General features: G+C 66.4%; 14 protein-coding genes and 2 pseudogenes. 7 read left to right on the plus strand and 9 right to left on the minus strand.

From position 1 onward, the window contains the following. Positions 1-103: 103 nt before the first annotated feature. Together E1295_RS52580 and E1295_RS50295 are read right to left on the minus strand one after the other, a co-directional pair. Positions 104-286: pseudogene (locus tag E1295_RS52580) on the minus strand (IS1634 family transposase); the annotation flags it as partial. Beyond that, positions 265-780, minus strand: coding sequence for a hypothetical protein (locus tag E1295_RS50295; protein WP_220448966.1), 516 nt, complete (start codon positions 778-780; stop codon positions 265-267). The gene E1295_RS50295 and the pseudogene E1295_RS52580, both read right to left, overlap by 22 nt. A 107-nt stretch (positions 781-887) precedes the next feature. Here E1295_RS50295 and E1295_RS30280 point away from each other — a divergent pair, with 107 nt between their 5' ends. Then, positions 888-3137: a catalase gene (locus tag E1295_RS30280; RefSeq protein WP_132635277.1), complete on the plus strand. Its 2250-nt coding sequence runs from the start codon at positions 888-890 to the stop codon at positions 3135-3137. Positions 3138-3229: 92 nt separating this feature from the next. On the opposite strand, the gene E1295_RS30285 is transcribed toward E1295_RS30280, so the two are convergent. From E1295_RS30285 to E1295_RS52585, 4 genes are read right to left on the minus strand one after another with little or no spacing between them, the layout of a single operon-like run. Continuing rightward, positions 3230-3799: a hypothetical protein gene (locus E1295_RS30285; protein ID WP_132635280.1), complete on the minus strand. Its 570-nt coding sequence runs from the start codon at positions 3797-3799 to the stop codon at positions 3230-3232. Positions 3800-3826: 27 nt separating this feature from the next. Further along, positions 3827-4189 carry an MDR/zinc-dependent alcohol dehydrogenase-like family protein gene (locus E1295_RS30290; RefSeq protein ID WP_132635283.1) on the minus strand — a complete coding sequence of 121 codons (363 nt, stop codon included), beginning with the start codon at positions 4187-4189 and terminating at the stop codon, positions 3827-3829. 36 nt (positions 4190-4225) lie between these two features. Beyond that, positions 4226-4498, minus strand: coding sequence for an MDR/zinc-dependent alcohol dehydrogenase-like family protein (locus tag E1295_RS30295; RefSeq protein ID WP_132635286.1), 273 nt, complete (start codon positions 4496-4498; stop codon positions 4226-4228). Further along, complete coding sequence (locus E1295_RS52585) at positions 4492-4983, minus strand: transposase (protein ID WP_425465371.1); 492 nt, start codon at positions 4981-4983, stop codon at positions 4492-4494. Before E1295_RS52585 ends, E1295_RS30295 begins: the two co-directional genes overlap by 7 nt. Positions 4984-5024: 41 nt before the next feature. Here E1295_RS52585 and E1295_RS30305 point away from each other — a divergent pair, with 41 nt between their 5' ends. The 5 genes and pseudogenes from E1295_RS30305 to E1295_RS30325 all read left to right on the plus strand — a co-directional run bounded on the left by E1295_RS30305 (position 5025) and on the right by E1295_RS30325 (position 11704). Further along, complete coding sequence (locus E1295_RS30305; protein WP_132635289.1) at positions 5025-5264, plus strand: mersacidin/lichenicidin family type 2 lantibiotic; 240 nt, start codon at positions 5025-5027, stop codon at positions 5262-5264. Between the two features lie 77 nt (positions 5265-5341). After that, positions 5342-5461, plus strand: a pseudogene (locus E1295_RS52590) (mersacidin/lichenicidin family type 2 lantibiotic); the annotation flags it as partial. Between the two features lie 241 nt (positions 5462-5702). Continuing rightward, positions 5703-9032, plus strand: a complete 3330-nt coding sequence (locus E1295_RS30315; RefSeq protein WP_220448968.1) for a type 2 lanthipeptide synthetase LanM family protein — start codon at positions 5703-5705, stop codon at positions 9030-9032. A gap of 3 nt (positions 9033-9035) precedes the next feature. After that, on the plus strand, positions 9036-9551 hold the full coding sequence (locus E1295_RS30320) for a hypothetical protein (protein WP_132635295.1): 516 nt from the start codon (positions 9036-9038) through the stop codon (positions 9549-9551). A gap of 38 nt (positions 9552-9589) precedes the next feature. Beyond that, positions 9590-11704, plus strand: a complete 2115-nt coding sequence (locus E1295_RS30325; protein ID WP_425465372.1) for a peptidase domain-containing ABC transporter — start codon at positions 9590-9592, stop codon at positions 11702-11704. Positions 11705-11720: 16 nt separating this feature from the next. On the opposite strand, the gene E1295_RS30330 is transcribed toward E1295_RS30325, so the two are convergent. The 3 genes from E1295_RS30330 to E1295_RS30340 form a co-directional block, all read right to left on the minus strand. After that, the gene (locus E1295_RS30330) at positions 11721-12515 is read right to left on the minus strand and encodes an AfsR/SARP family transcriptional regulator (protein ID WP_132635301.1); all 795 of its coding nucleotides are present in this window, start codon (positions 12513-12515) and stop codon (positions 11721-11723) included. Between the two features lie 758 nt (positions 12516-13273). Then, entirely contained in the window at positions 13274-13960 is a 687-nt protein-coding gene (locus tag E1295_RS30335) for an IS5 family transposase (RefSeq protein WP_132635303.1), read from the minus strand. Positions 13961-14086: 126 nt separating this feature from the next. Then, on the minus strand, positions 14087-14656 hold the full coding sequence (locus E1295_RS30340; RefSeq protein WP_132635305.1) for a hypothetical protein: 570 nt from the start codon (positions 14654-14656) through the stop codon (positions 14087-14089). A 163-nt stretch (positions 14657-14819) separates the two neighbouring features. Between E1295_RS30340 and E1295_RS49075 the strand changes: the two genes are divergently transcribed. Continuing rightward, the gene (locus E1295_RS49075) at positions 14820-15338 is read left to right on the plus strand and encodes a hypothetical protein (protein ID WP_166427477.1); all 519 of its coding nucleotides are present in this window, start codon (positions 14820-14822) and stop codon (positions 15336-15338) included. The last annotated feature ends 569 nt before the right edge of the window (positions 15339-15907 follow it).

Genomic DNA, 15907 nt, shown 5'->3' on the forward strand with positions numbered 1-15907 from the left:
GGCAGCAGACGAACGCTTCCCCACCCGACGAACCAGTCACCGACAGCTGAACACCCGCTCTATACGCCAGGCTGTAGTTATCGGTGCATTGTGCTTGACAGATCTCCACCTCCAGCAGTTGCTTGTAACCCAGCGCGATGTCCTCGGCGCTCAGGTGGGGGTCGCTGCAGCGCAGCGGGTACTTGCCGTCCAGGTTCTCCTCGGCCTTGATCTTCGCGATGTCGATGCGGAGCTTGCCGGCCGGTGTCGTGCGCAGGTAGCGGTTCAGGCCGGGCTTGGCGGCGACCCCCACCCCCTGGCCTGCGAACAACGCCTCAGCGGCACGAACCGTGGAGAGCCCGGTGCGGTGAGAGCCGCACGCCGGGTTCGGCGAGCGGCACGGAGAAACGGACCGGTAGCAACACCAGCACCGCGCTCCGTGCCGACTCGACAGTTCTTGCGGTTGTCTTTCCCGCTGCGGCGTTCGGTGCGGATCAGGGTGCCGTCGATCAGCACGACCTCGCCACCCTGTCTGGCGATCTTGTTCAGGGCGCGGTCCAGGCGTGGTGCTCGCGCGGCCGGCAGGCGCAGAACCTCCCGTACCCAGCGGCGCACGGTGCCGGGCGAGACGTTGTTGCCGCCGGCCATGTCGGCCATGTCGGCCATGTCGACCATGTCGGCCAGGCGCTGGTCATGGCGCAGCACGGCGAGCACGATGACGGCGATCTTCCCCAGCGGGGAGCCCCTATCGGAGACGCTATTTTTCATGGCCTCCGGTCGATGCGCCGCCCGGATGAACAAGTGATCCAGTTCGCCTGAGAACGTCGCAAAGTCCGCGTGGCGGCCTCCTTTATGGGTATCTGCGTCGCTTGGCAGCAGTGACGCAACCTCAACGCCCAGGAGAGAGCATGGAGCAGTCACATCCCATCAAGTCCGCCGTCGATGCGGTGACCGGCGACGGGCATTCCGCCGAGATCCCTGGCGTCCCCAACAGCGAACCACCCTCCTTGGAGGAGCCGACCCAGCCGCGCGAGCCGCTGCCGCCCAAACCCGATCAGAGCGGGCCGGGCACCTACTCTCCTACCGGACAGCCCACCGGCAATCCCCAAGACAAAGTGGCACAGGGCGGCGCATACTTGACGACCGCCCAAGGGTTGCGGCTGCCGGACACCGACCACTCGCTCAAGGCGGGCCCGCGCGGCCCGGTCCTGCTGCAGGACCACCACCTGCGCGAGAAGGTCATGCACTTCGACCACGAACGCATCCCCGAGCGCGTCGTGCACGCGCGCGGCGCCGGAGCGCACGGCCTCTTCCGCGGCTACGGCACTGCCTCGAACATCACCAAGGCCGCCTTCCTCGCCCAGGACGTCGAGACGCCGGTCTTCGTGCGCTTCTCCACCGTGATCGGCTCGCGTGGCTCGATGGACACCGCGCGCGACACGCGCGGCTTCGCGACCAAGTTCTACACCTCCGAAGGCGTGTTCGACCTGGTCGGCAACAACTGCCCGATCTTCTTCATCCAGGACGCGATCAAGTTCCCCGACGTCATCCACGCCGCCAAGTGGCATCCGGACCGGGAGATCCCGCAGGCGCAGACCGCGCACGACACGTTCTGGGACTTCGTCGGCCTGCACACCGAAGGAACTTTCCACACGATCTGGAACATGTCAGACCGCGGCATCCCGCGTTCCTACCGGATGATGGAGGGCTTCGGCGTCCACACTTTCCGCATGGTCGACGCGGAGGGGGCGACCACGCTGGTGAAGTTCCACTGGAAGCCCAAGCTCGGCGTGCACTCCTTGGTCTGGGAGGAGGCGCAGTTGCTCGGCGGCGTGGACCCGGACTTCCACCGGCGCGACCTCGCCGATGCGATCGAGGCGGGCGCCTATCCGCAGTGGGAGCTGGGCATCCAAACCTTTCCTGACACGCCGGAGCAGACGTTCGAGGGTATCGATCTGCTCGACTCGACGAAGATCGTCCCCGAGGAGCTAGCCCCGGTCCAGCCGATCGGCCTGCTGACCCTCAACCGCAACCCGTCCAACTTCTTCGCCGAGACCGAGCAGGTCGCCTTCCACGTCGGCCACCTGGTGCCGGGCATCGACGTCACTGATGACCCGCTTCTGGCTGGACGGCTGTTCTCGTACCTCGACACACAGCTCACCCGGCTGGCCGGGCCCAACTTCCCGCAGATCCCGATCAACCGGCCGCACGCCCCGGTCAACGACATGCTGCGGGACGGCTTCCACCAGGCGGCCGTGCACAGGGGCGTCGCGCCGTACCGGCCGAACTCGCTCGACGGTGGCTGCCCCTTCACCGCGGGCGCCGTCGAGGGCGGCTATGTCGAGGTGCCGATGGAGGTGTCCGGACGGAAGGTGCGCGAGGCGCCCGCGTCGTTCGCCGACCACTTCAGCCAGTCGCGGCTGTTCTGGCTGAGTCTGACGCCGGTCGAGCGCGAGCACACGATCGCGGCCTACACCTTCGAGCTCGGCAAGTGCTATGAGCAGGCCATCAAGGAGCGGTACCTGCGAGTGCTCGCGAACATCGACCCCGTCCTGTGCCAGCAGGTCGCCGAAGGGCTCGGGCTGCCCGCGCCGCAGGCGTCCGAGCCGCTGGCGGACCCGCGGCCCAGCCCGGCGCTGTCGCAGGTCGGGCAGACCTGGCCGGCCGACGGACGGGTCATCGGCATCATCGCCGGCGACGGCGACGCGGAGGCGGTCGGCGTCGTCCGCCAGGCGGTGCTGGACGCCGGCATGACGCCGCTGGTCATCGGGCCGACCGGCGGCATGCTCGGCGGGACGCTGCCGGTGCAGCGCACGTTCGTCACCGCGCGGTCCGTCGAGTTCGACGCGCTGCTGGTGGCGAGCGCCTCCGGGCCGGGCAAGGACGCGTACGGGGCCCGCGACGCGAAGGCGGGCGGCGGCGCGGACGCGCCGGTCGACCCACGCGTGCTGTTGCTGATCACGGAGGCATACCGGCACGCCAAGCCGATCGGCGGCTGGGGAACGGCATCGCAGGCGTGCGCTCAGGCGGGCATACCCGCGCTGGCCCCGGGCGTGTTGCTCGGCGACGATGGCACGACCGTTCTGCAGGAGACGCTCCGGCTCCTGGCGGCGCACCGCGTCTGGGACCGTTTCCCCGCCGCCGCCTCCTTGACGTGACCTGACCGCTGCCCGCTGTCTCGGCGGTTCCGCGCGATCCACACCGGTGCGGGTTGTGCGAAGCCGTCCTTCATCGGTGGTGATGCTCACCCTCACCTGGCTGATCCTTCCTTGCGCTCGCCCTCTTGGGCGGCCTGTTCGAGGCCCAGATCGGACAGCGCGCGGCTATCGGGATCGGCGGTGTCTTGGGGAGGCTGGAACTGCAGGCCGTCCATGTAAGGGGTGGGCTGCTTGCGACGGTAGTCGGCGAACTCCTTGGCGTAGTACCTCCGAGCCTGTTCGACCGTCTTGGCACCGGTCACGATGACGTGCATGAGGTTGAGGGCCAGGAAGTTGGCCTGCTCGTCGTGGCAGCGGGCGAAGACCTCGCCCGCTGTGCGCTCGACGATGACGCTGCCGTCGAACTCCGCCAGTGGCGTGAACTTCTCCACCGGCACCTGGTAGTCGATGACGCTCTCGACGGAATCGATGTGCGGTGTGGGGAAGCGGTGTTCGAAGAACACGCGAGAGGCCGTGATGCGCTTCCACGGTCCGGCGCCGTACCACAGGAGCAGTGACTCCGTCGTCTCGTGTGGTTCGCCGTAGGAGCTTATGACCAGTTGGGCGGCCTCCCGTGACTCCTGCGGCCAGGCCTTGATGATGTCGGATCCGGTCTGGGGCATGCCGGCTCCCTTCTCCTTCGTACGGCATCAGCCGAGTTCGAGGGTCACCTTCGTCCAGCCTGGTTCACGGCGGTCGAAGGCCTGATAGGCGTCAATCACCGTGGGCAGGCTCTCCTGCTGGGTGAGGACCGTGGTGGGGTCGGCGCCATCCTGGGCAATCCTGCTGAGCAGGCCGGGGGCGTAGCGCCGGTGGTTGCAGTTGCCCGCCTTGATGGTCAGGTTGCGGTTCATGGCCGTGCCAAGCGGGAAGCTCTCTAAGCCAGGCGGGTAGACACCGGTGATGCCGATCGTCCCGGCCTTGTCCGCCATGTCAAGCGCCCAGCGCAACGCCTGCGCGGGCGCGTCGCCCGGGACCCCAGGCATCGTCCTGGCCGCCGGGCTGATGCTCACGCGCGGGGCTCTCCGCGTCCACGCCGACGGCGTCGATCACGCGGTCCCGATCCCGCCCGTCAACTCCTTGACGGCCAGCACGGGGTCCTCGGCGTTGAAGTCGATGGTCTCCGCGTTCTGCATCCGAGTCGTCTCCAGTCGGTCGGCGTTGCCGTCGACGATCAGCACCCGACCGGCGCCCTGGATGCGGTCCGATAACGCAGCCAACTGTCCTACCGGTCCCGCTCCCAGCACCACGACCACGTCGCCAGCGCCCACCTCGGCGAGACGAGCGCCGAACCAGCCTGTGGGGAAGATGTCGCTCACCATGATGGCCTGCTCGTCGCTGACGCCCGGAGGAACGGCGACCAGGCCGGTATGGGCGTACGGGATGCGCGCACGCTCGGCCCGCAGCCCGTCGAACGGTCCGGTGGGCTGCGGTCCGCCGAAGAACCACGTACCGGCTTGATCGCCCGCCGGGTGGCCTGCAGTTCGGTCTCCAGCTCGGCGATGCGCCGTCTGGCGACCGCCAGCTCGGCCTTCTCGCCGCTGGTCAGGCCCGGCTCCAGGCCCCGATCGATGCGGTCCTGGCGGCGCCACGTGTAGACCGTCTGCGTGCTGATGTCCAGGCCATGTGCGAGCTCGGTGGCCGCGCGGCCTGCTTCGAGTAGGTCCAGTACCTTGCGCCGGCGCCGAGCTGGGCAAGACCCGCCAGGTAATCGAGGTGCAGGGAAAGCCCTCGCGCTGCCTGCCGCTCTACCGCCCGCCACAGGTGTACGGAACGTATGCAATCTGTGTGCAGCTGTGCCTTTCACTGAGTGCCGTCAGTTACCAGGACAAGAAAGGAAGGAAGAACATGGACGTTCTTCGCGCCTGGAAGGACCCGGTGTACCGCAGCGGCCTGGATCAGGCCAAGCTGCCGTCGCACCCGGCCGGCGTGGTCGACCTGACCGACGACCAGCTGAACAGCGTTGACGGTGGCACCACCACGTGGTTGTGCGCCACTGCCGGTGTGGTCACCGCCACCGCGACGGTCTGCTCGCCGAGCGGCACCCTGTGCGGCTCGTGCTCACACGGCAGCAGTGGCTGCTGCTAGCCGAAGCCCATCACGAACACGACAAGCCGCCCCCTGCGGACGGTGGATCTGTCGTGCCGGTCAACGAAAGGTAGGCCATGGACACGGTCAGGGCTTGGAAAGACCCAGTATACCGGCGATCTCTCGGAGCTTCGGCACCCAGCCATCCCGCCGGTCAACCCACTGTCACGGTGCTATCGGATGCCGAACTCGTCGACATCAGCGGCGCCGGCACCCGACACCACGGGACCACCGGTTGCTGCAGCTGCAACCCGGCGTGGTCGGCGGCGTGGGGCATCTGGTGCAACCCTCCGTCTGGCTGCTGACGCTCACCTCACCATCCGGCTGACACCTGAGTGATCGCGGCCGAATGCAGCGACGAAGGACGGCTGGCCGGCTGAAACGTCCAGCCGGCCAGCCCTCTGCCAACCAACCTCACCTCCAAGGAGCGACACAGCAGTGCATGACGACGTCCGCGGAACCGCCGACGCCAAGGGCCACGCCGCAGTCCGACTGCCGTGGGAATTGGCCACCACGGTCACCGAGCGCCGCGCCGCCGGTGCGCCTACCGAGGTCGATGCCGTCCAAGGTGACAAGCGACTGGCCATGTGGCTGGAACTCAAGGTCTTCGACGACGCGTCCGAGTCCGCCGACGGACGGCTCGCGCCCCTCGGGGTGACAGTGGAGCAACTGGCCGAGCTTCTAGGCGAAACCGGGCAATCCTTGCGGAGTCGTGGGATGCCAGAGCCGGCCTGGCACCACACCTTTGTGACCTGGTGGCGGACCGGGACCGAGCTCGCGCCGGCGGGCCAACGTATCCACGACGATCTGGGGCTCCTGGAGGTGGCTCGGCCGCTGTTAGAGGGCGCACTGCGACAGTTGCACCAGGCGATCGTGGTTCGGTTGGCCTCCGCGTGCGTCATTGATCCGGTGCTGACCGACGTCGAGGGCCTGGTCACGAGCCTGCAGTCGACGCTTCCCGGTGGCGAGGTCTTGGAGCAGGTGAAACGGACCATGGTGACCGAGCTCAACGTGGCCCGTCTGGAGGATCGGCTGATCGGTGACACGCCACAGGACCGCTTCGCCGACTTTGTCCGGCAGCTGGCCGATCCCGGCGCAGCCCTGGCGATCTGGCAGGAGTACCCGGTGCTGGCCCGGATGGTCGTCCAGCGGCTGAGCTTCTGGCTGGAGGTGACGCTGGAACTCGTCAACGCCTTGATCGACGACCTGCGCGGGCTGCGGGAGCGTGGCCTGGTCCAGGCAACCGCGACCCGCTTGACGGAGGTGCGATTCGGCGCGGGGGACACGCACCGCGGCGGGCGGTCGGTGGCCATCCTCACCTTCGACCACGGCCGCCTGGTGTTCAAACCCCGCCCTCTGGTGATGGACACGGCCTTCGACGGCCTGCTCGCCTGGCTCAACAACGGCGGTCCGAAGTTCCCGTTGCGGCGGACCCGGATGTGGGACCGTGGCAGCCACGGCTGGTCGGAGCACGTCGACGCCAGTGTCCACACCGATGCCGACGGCGCCGACCGGTACGCCTGGCGCCTCGGTGCGCTCACAGCACTGCTGTACGCCATGCACGCCACCGACTTCCACTACGAGAACATCCTGGCCGTCGGTGATGACCCGGTGCTGGTTGACCTCGAGTCACTGCTGCACGCCGACAAGCGATCCGCCATGCCATCACCGGAAGGCGGCGATGAGTCGGTTGCTGCAGTGGCCCTGTTGAACTCGGTGACCACTATCGGCGTGCTGCCCAATCGTTTTCTGGTCCGTGATGGCACGGAACTCTTCGATGTCGACATCAGCGGGCTTGGCGGGCGCGGCGGCCAGAAGACACCGGTGGCATTGCCCACCTGGGACGGCGACGGCACCGACGCGATGCAGTTGGTGAGCCGGCATATGGACATGGAGCCCAAACAGAACCTCCCCACCGACGAACACGGCCACGAGTGGGACCTGTTCGACCGCGCCGACCAGTTCGCCGAGGGCTTCACCGACTGCTATCGGGCGCTGATGGCCGGTCGCGAGGACCTGCTAGCGGCCGACGGCCTGCTGAGCGCCTTCGGCAACGCCCGCAGCCGCCTCATCCTGCGGCCCACCCAGGTGTACGGCCGGGTGCTGATGGAATGCTCGCACCCCGATTTCCTGCGGGACGGACTCGATCTGGACCGCTCCCTGGCGCGGTTGCTCGGCGGTCACCAGTACATCGACTGCCACGAGGAGATCATCCGCAGCGAACTAGCCGAAATGCACCGAGGTGACATCCCGATCTTCGGCGTGGACGTGACCTCGGGTGTCATCCACGGCGGCTGGCAGGACGCCCGCATGGGAGTGCAGGAGCGGGCACCGCTGGACACGGTTCAGGACCGCGTCCGGGAACTGTGCGAGGAGGATCGCGGCACCCAGGAATGGATCATCCGGTCCACGATCACGGCCAGCCGTGCCGTCGCCTCCGACAAGCAGTGGCCGAACTGGGCCCGGGAACGCGACGAGACCGGTGTCGCCGCCGAGGAGGCCACGGCCGAGGCGCTGCGGTTGGCGCATCGGCTGGACGAACTGGCCGTCCGTGATGGAGGCAGGGTCGGGTGGATCGGCCTCGGGATGCTGGAGGAACGGTTCTGGCGCCTCACCCCCGCCGAATCCGATATGTACACCGGACTCGCCGGTATCGGCCTCGCGCTGGACGCCGTAGCAGCGATCACGGGTGACGAGCGGTCGTACGAGCTGGCCGGCCTGGTCTTCGACCAGTTGGCCCGCCAGGCACGATGGCTCACCGACGAGGCGGCGCGCGATCCGCGCAAGCGCGCCGAGACCGCGGTGAGCATCGGTGTGTTCGAAAAAGTCGGCGGCGGCATATACTCGCTGGCTCATGCCGCCGCCCACCGCAGGTGCAGCGATCTAGCAGCGGCGGCCGAATCCCTGCTGTCGGTAATGGATCTGCTGGTCGACGAGGATGACTTCCTGGACGTGGTGTCAGGAGCGGCCGGCGCCATCTTCGCGTTGCTCGCGCTGCACCGGATATCCCCCGACAGCGGCGCCCTGCCCTTGGCCGAGCGATGCGCCAGACAGCTGATCGACGGTCATGTCGAGATGCCGGTCGGCTGGGGGTGGAAGACCCGCTTGAATCCGGACGTCGCGCTCACCGGCTTCTCGCACGGCGCCTCCGGCATCGCGGTCGCGCTGGCCCGGCTCAATGAGATCTCGCCGCGTGACGAATACGTGCACGCCGTTCGGCAGGCTCTGCGATACGAGGACTCCATCTACGATCCTCACGCCGGCGCCTGGCCGGACCTGCGTCCAGACGAGGTCAGCAACACCGCGTTCATGAGCACCTGGTGTCACGGCGGGCCAGGAATCGCGTTGGCGCGCGACGAACTGCTCCGTCTCGGCACCGTCCCAGATCTGGCAGAACAGCTTGACTTGGATCGCCGCCGCGGTGTGCAGTCGATACTGTCCACCGGGCTCGACCAGCCAGTGGTCTCCGGTATCGGCAACCACTGCCTGTGCCACGGTGACGTCGGCAATCTGCTCATCGCGCAGCGCTGCCACCGGCCGGGCGACGATCCCGAGGTCGCCGGGCTGCTGCCGAAGGTGTGGCGCACGCTCATCAACGAAGGGCGTACCAACCGCTGGTTGTGCGGAGTGCCGGACGGGATCGAGACCCCTGACCTCATGACCGGGCTGGCGGGCATCGCCTGGGGACTTGCGCACCTGGCCCGGCCCGAGACGGTGCCCAACGTGCTGACCTTGGCAGCGCCGGACACCGCACCGGCCGGAGCGTGACCGATGACCGAAGCAATCACCGGCGATGTCGAGAGACGCCGCGGAATCGCCGGTCAGGACGCGTACCTGCCCGCCGCCGTCGAACGCTATCTGCGGCGGCCGCGCGGCGGAACCGCCGGAACGTTCGACCCGGCGCAGTTGCGTCCTCGGTGGCGAGCCGTCATCGCGGCTTCCGCGGTGTTCCTGGCCCTGCTGGTTTCGGGGCTGCTGGTCCGGGTGCCCACCGGAGCCACCGGGACGGTGGCGGTCGTGGAACGCAATTCGGTGGCGATGGTGATGACAGATGACAGCATTACCGAAACGGATCGTCAGATCACCGTGCTCGCCGCGGAGCGGCCGATCGCTGGAACCGTCATTGATGTCCAGTGGCACCCGTACATCAAGCTGCCCGGTCCGATGGTCACTGTCGAGTTCGCGGACGAAGTCGATGTGAATGCGTTCAGCATCGGTGGCCAAGTGGTCGTGGAAAGGGGCACCCGCCCCATCCTGATCGACCTGATCGGCGGAGGGGAGCTGTGATGGCACCGCGGGTTCTCGGGCGCCGCCGTGTACCAGTGATGTTGCAGTCGACTGCCGTGGAGTGCGGTGTCGCCTGCCTGGCCATGGTGCTCAGCTACTACGGCCGCTACACCTCGATCGCCGAGATCCGCGACGCGATTGTGCTCGGCCGCGACGGCGTCAGCGCGGGGGCCATCGTCCGTCAAGCCAGAAAGCTGGGCATGGAGGTCCGCGCGGTGCGGGCCGAGCCGTCCGCGCTGGACACGCTTTTCATGCCGCTCATCGTGCACTGGAACATGAACCACTTCATCGTGGTGGAGCGGATCACCGCCGACTTTGTCGAGGTGGTCGATCCGGGTGCGGGTCGGCAGCGACTGTCCCAGGCGGAGTTCGGCGACGGATTCACCGGGGTGGCGCTGGAGCTTCTTCCAACAGTTGACCTGGCGCGACGCTCCGGCGGGGGTATGCGGCTGTGGACGTTCGTCCGGCCGTTCCTGCCGCCTGCTCCGAAGGTCGTCACCATTATTCTCGCCGCGTCACTCGGCTTGACCCTGTTGGGTTTGGTACCGGCCCTGGTCATCGGTTACCTGCTGGATCACGTACTGCCGACGGACAGCACGGGGCTGGTGCACGTGCTGGCCGCCGGCATGCTCGCGTACGCCCTGGGATACGCGCTGGTCAGTCTTGCTCGGGCGGAGCTCCTGCTGTGGATGCAGACGCGGATCGACTGGTCCATGATGGTCTCCTTCGTACGGCACCTGATGTCTTTGCCCTACCAGTTCTTTCAACTGCGGCGCGGCGGTGACCTTCTGGTGCGGGTGTCCAGCTCCGCTTACGTGCGCGACGTGGTATCCAGCCAGTTGCTCGCCATCGCGATCGACTCCGCGCTGCTGGGCGTGTACATGCTGGTCATCGGTGTGCAGTCGTGGACCTATGTACTGGTCATCGCGGTGCTGGCGATCGGTCAGCTCGCCGTCATGGTCGTCTCGGCACCGCACGCCCAGCGATACACCGAGCGCGAGCTGCAGGCCACCGGCGAGGCGCAGAGCACCCTGCTGGAAACCGTGACCGCAGCGGAGACGGTGAAGTCGACCGGTGCCGAGGACATCGCACTCGCCCGCTGGTCCGGCAGGTTCGCCGACCAGTTGGCGGCGTCGCTGCGCCGGCGGCGGCTGGACAACGCCATCGACGCCTTGCTGAGCGCCGTCGCCGCGACCACTCCGCTGCTTATGCTGCTGGTCGGCGCGTACCTGGTGCTCGGCGGTCACCTGTCGGTCGGTGAGATGTTCGCGCTCAATGCCATGGCCGGGGCGGCGTTGGCCCCGGTGACGAAACTCGGCGGAAGCATCAAGTCGCTGCAGACGGTCCGGGTCCACCTCGACCGGCTGCGCGACATCTTCGACGAGCGCACGGAATCCGCCTGCCAGGGCCGGGAGGAGGTGGACCTGAACATGTCGATCAAGTTGAGCCGCGTGTCGTTCCAGTATGCCGGCGACGCACCGGCAGTGCTGTCCGACATCGATCTGTCTATCCAGCCCAGCCAGATGGTGGCCATCGTCGGCCAGACCGGTTCCGGCAAGAGCACACTCGCCCGGTTGATCCTCGGCCTGTACCCGCCCACCACCGGGGACATCACCTTCGACGGCGTTTCCCTGTCGGATCTGGAACTGCGTCGGTTCCGCAGGCAATGCGGCGTGGTGACACAGAGCGCCGACATCTTCAGCGGCTCCATACTGGCCAACATCGCGCTGGTGGCGTCGGAAGCCACCATGGCCGACGTGATCGAGGCCGCCAAGATGGCAGAGGTTCACGACGACATCATGCGTATGCCGATGGGGTACGAGACCGTGCTCGGTGAGGGCGGCAACGGGTTGTCCGGCGGGCAGCGGCAGCGGGTGGCACTGGCCCGGGCGCTGGTGGCCAGGCCGAAGATCTTGCTGCTCGACGAGGCGACCAGCAACCTGGATGCCGACACCGAGATGCGGGTTCAACGGAATCTGAACGCCTTGCGTTGCACCCGCATCGTCATCGCCCATCGACTGAGCACCATCAAGGACTCCGACCGCATCCTGGTGCTGCGGGACGGTCGCGTGGTGGAAAGCGGTGATCACGCCGGGCTTCTGGAACGGAACGGCCACTACGCGCATCTGGTGGGCCGTCAACTGGTCGGGTAAGCGTGATGGCGGGCGGTCACGGCTCTGCGATCAAGCGCAGAATCGCATCGTCGTCGTAGTTGAGCACCGCCAGATGCAGCCGCTGGATGGTCGCCGGCATGTCCAGTCCCATGCCGACATACTCGCGGCGGCACAGGTCGACGAGATCGAGTGCCTGGACCGGTGACTCCGCCAGGTACGCACCAGCGATCAGCAGCGTCCAGGTCTGCCTGCACTCCTGCAGTTGGAACAGCCGCTTGGCCTCTTCGAAGCCTTCACTGAGATCCCCGGCGGTCAGCTGCGCCCGGCAGCCCAAGAGCCGCATCGACAGGTGTAGTTGGGTCGACCATGTTCGCTGCGTCTCGAACCACACCGTCGAGGGCAGGTCGGTGCCGAAGCCGCCGATGTTGAGATCAGCCGCGATCTTGCAGTACGCCAGGGCCTGCCGTGGATCGACGGACACTAATCGCTGCGCGCGTGAGCGTAAGGAGCGCAGCTTCAGCAGGTCGACCGCCTCGGGTTCGACCCCCAGCATGACACCGCCGCCGGAACCGCCACCCGCCGACCGGATCGTCGTCAGACGCAGGTGCTCCGCGAGCCCAGCGCGGCGAATGTCATCGCGCAGCCGTGAGATGTACGTGCGGATATTGGCGTGTGCGGAAGCTGGGGGTTGCTCCCAAAGAATGTCGTACAATGTCGAATAACTAACAATTGTGCCTGGCAGTAAGGCCAGCGCGACGAGCATGCCGCGACTGAGGCCAGATCGAGGTGTGACTTTACGCTGTGGCCCGACGATTTCGACCGGAGCTGCGGTCCTTATCTGGATGCGCAAGGAGACTTCTCCCCAAATGAGCTGCAACGTATCGTATCAATGTGATGCGCCCGCGCTTACAGGACTCTTGTACAAAGCGCGAACAGCCGCGAGCTGCGATGCGACGAATGTGTGGAACAGGGCCGTGAGGATGCAGCCCAACGAACCCCGTGAGATCGTTGTACAGCTACGTGGCCCCGTTGCCTCACACGGAGGTTGACGTGGCTTCCTCTTACACGGGGTTCGACGCCGACCAGAACCGGAAGCTCCGCAGGAGATGGCTTGCCTCACGCTCATCCTCACTTCTACTTCTGTCCCGAAGCGGGACCTTAGCGAACGACGGTATGTCGACGGTATGTTGCTTAGCCGTCCAGCTCAGGCGGAAACGCAAGCTTCAAACAGGCCGGCACGGGGCTCCGCTCCGTCTCTTCGGAAAACGACGCATGTTGGCATGGTGGAACAGTTGCTCCACATTTCGTTAGCGTCCCCGCGATGTGTGCTTCGGGGCAGAATGTGGCTCCTCCAGCGGCCCCGCGAGAGCGTGGCCACGATGGCGAGTCCGCGACCGTTTTCACTTTGGCTGTTCAGGGTTGCGTTTGAGGCGGAATGCAGTACGGCACCGACGTCCACCAGGCCCGTCGTTGAAGGCACATCAATCAATCACCGCCTTGTCTCATATGTCGATTCACATAGCGCAGCATGCCACATGGATTTTCAGATCCGCTGTTGGATAGGAGTTGTGAGAGGGCGTTTGATTTGAGTAGTTTGCGGCTTATGTTCTAGTAGGTGCCTCGCCAGGTTGGAGTATTCTCGTCCGTTATGCGCTTGGTCGGGTTGTTGATTGAAGCAATGTGGATCATGGCTTGGGAACCGTGTTCGATTGCGGCGTTCTTGAAGCCGGTGTCGACCCAGGTTTTGGATATCGTTGGGTAGGCGCTTTTGGTTTGGTCGAGTAGTCCTTTGCCGATCACGTTGTCGGACAGGCCTGCGGCGGCGACGGCCACGGCGAGGATGAGGCCGAGCGTGTCGGTGACGATGCCTCGCTTGCGGCCGACGATTTTCTTTGCGGCGTCGGTTCCTTGGCTGGTGAGGGGCACGTTGGTGGAGGTCTTCACGCTCTGGGTGTCCATGATGCACGCGGTCGGTTCGGCCGTGCGGCCTTCCTTGACGCGGGCCAGGCCGGTCAGCTCGTAGTTGAGTTGTGCGAAAATTCCCTCGTCGCGCCAGGCTGCGTAGTAGGCGTAGACGGTGTTGTAGGACGGGAAGTCGTGCGGTAGATATTTCCAGGCGATTCCCGTGCGGTTGACATATAGGATCGCGTTGAAGATATCCCGTAGTTCGACTGAGGCCGGTTGACCGGTGGGCCGGCGGTCGAGTCGGGCTTGCCGCCAGGCGGTTAAGGTGGGTTCGATTAAGGCCCAGCGGGCATCGGATATGTCGCTGGGGTACGGCTTCCGCTTGCTCATGGCGGAACTTTTACCCGAAACATGTGATCGGTAGTGGCCTCTCGACTGGTCAGGAGTTTCTGCCACGTTTCCAGACCAGACGCAATTTGAGTATCATTTGATAATCAAACGGGCGCGCTGATCTCCTCACCGCTCATCGCGCGGACCCGGTACGGCATCCGGCGGGCCGGACATCCAGGCGATCAGGCCTATGAGAGTCAGGACGGGGATGGCGATCAACGCGGGAGAATGCCACTCGGGAGCCAGCATCTCTAGATCGCCATCGTCGTTGAGCAGCCAAAACCGTGTCAGGGGAGAGAACAGCACCCCCACGACCAGAGTCAGTTCATACAGGATGAACCAGACGCCGGTCGGCACAGTGGACCTGGAGGGGGATCGATGGTCCAGCCGGTCGAGCACGGCGATGAGAACCGCCTCGGCGGCCAGGATCAAGGTGATGCCGAGCGTCACATTCCGCGCATGCGCGACCTCCTGCTCCAGCTGTTCCAGCAACATGTCATTCCATGGCTCTTCGTACCAGGGATTGAGCTCTCCTGTCGGATGGGCGATCAGCTGGAGCGCGATCAGGTTGACCGCGGCGTACAGGACCGGGGCTGCCAGAGCGGTCGTATATATGAGGCGACGTACGTTCATGCGCTGTTGGATGCCCATGTCGGCATGCAGGTTCCGCTGGGCGCCCAGCCGGACGATGAGCACGGGTCTGGCTCCCTCTGAGAGAGTGGCTGAGCTGGGCGGATAAGGTCTGGGCTGTTGGGACGGGTGATCGTTGTCTACCGTGTGAGCAGACGCGAGACGGTGGTGGCGATGAGCTCGTTGCTGGAGGAGTTGGAGCGGCGGGAGAAACGCGGCCCGTGAGCGGGTGGAACAGCTTCGCGAGCAGATCGCCGAGTTGACCCGTCGGTTGGAGGCCGAGGAGGACCGGGTGTTGCGACTGGTGATCGCCCGGGAGACGGTGGAGGAGATCCTGGGCGAGGCCGTCGGGCTGGTTGAACGGCTACCCGATGAGGCCGCAGGCGTCGGCTCCGTTGACGTGGCAGCCGATGGGCCGTCGTCCCCCTTGGGGGTGGTGACGGTGCCGCAGTGGCGGCCGGGCATGAAGGTCGCGGTGTTGCCGCGCGCGTACCAGGATGCGGTGGAGATCCTGGTCGATGCCGGTGGGGCGATGCGGGCGGGGCAGGTCGCCGTGGCGATGGGACTGCCGGATGAGGCCGCCAAGAGGGAGGGCCTGCGTTCGAAACTCAAGCGGCTGGTGGAGCGTGGTTGGGCGCGTGAAGAGGGGCCGGGGCTGTTCAGGGTGACCGAACCGGTGGCCCGCCAGGTGACCGGGCAGGCCGACAGCAGGTTACGCGATGGCATCGCCTCCTCACCGGGCAGGTGATTGCGGCGGGGCTCTTCCGCCGTCAGGTTCGAGGGTGCCAACCTGCCCGACAGCCGCAGCAGGCCGCGGACGTTGCCCGCCCGGCGGGCGCCACTCTGCGCGAGGTCGACACCGGCGAGCTCGTCCTCCTGGTCCTGGCCGACAAGAAGGCCGCGGGCATACGCACCACCGAGGAGTGGGCCCGCCGGGATGTGGCGTTCACGCTCGGGATGCTGGACCGGTATCTGACGTCCGAGCCGTACACGCCGGCCAAGCCCGGCCAGCCGCCGCTCATGGTGGGGCCGCACTGTCAGCACGAGGAGGAATGCGCCCTGGACGTGTGCCAGGACGGGTACGCGCACTTCGCGTGCAACACGCCTGGCTGCCCGATCTGCGGCGCCCCGCCGAACAGCACACCCGAGCATCAGCTTCCTGGCAATCACTTCACGATGCGAGCTGTCGGCTCAGGTACTCGTTGTGGACCCCAAGTGCAGTCCGGCACCCATTTGCGGAATGAAGCCTGCGCTGATTGTAGGAGCCCTCGATATGTTCGACAACCGCGCGCCGTGCTTCAGCGCGGCTGGTGCGTT

This window comes from Nonomuraea mesophila, assembly GCF_004352805.1.
GTDB lineage: Bacteria > Actinomycetota > Actinomycetes > Streptosporangiales > Streptosporangiaceae > Nonomuraea > Nonomuraea longispora.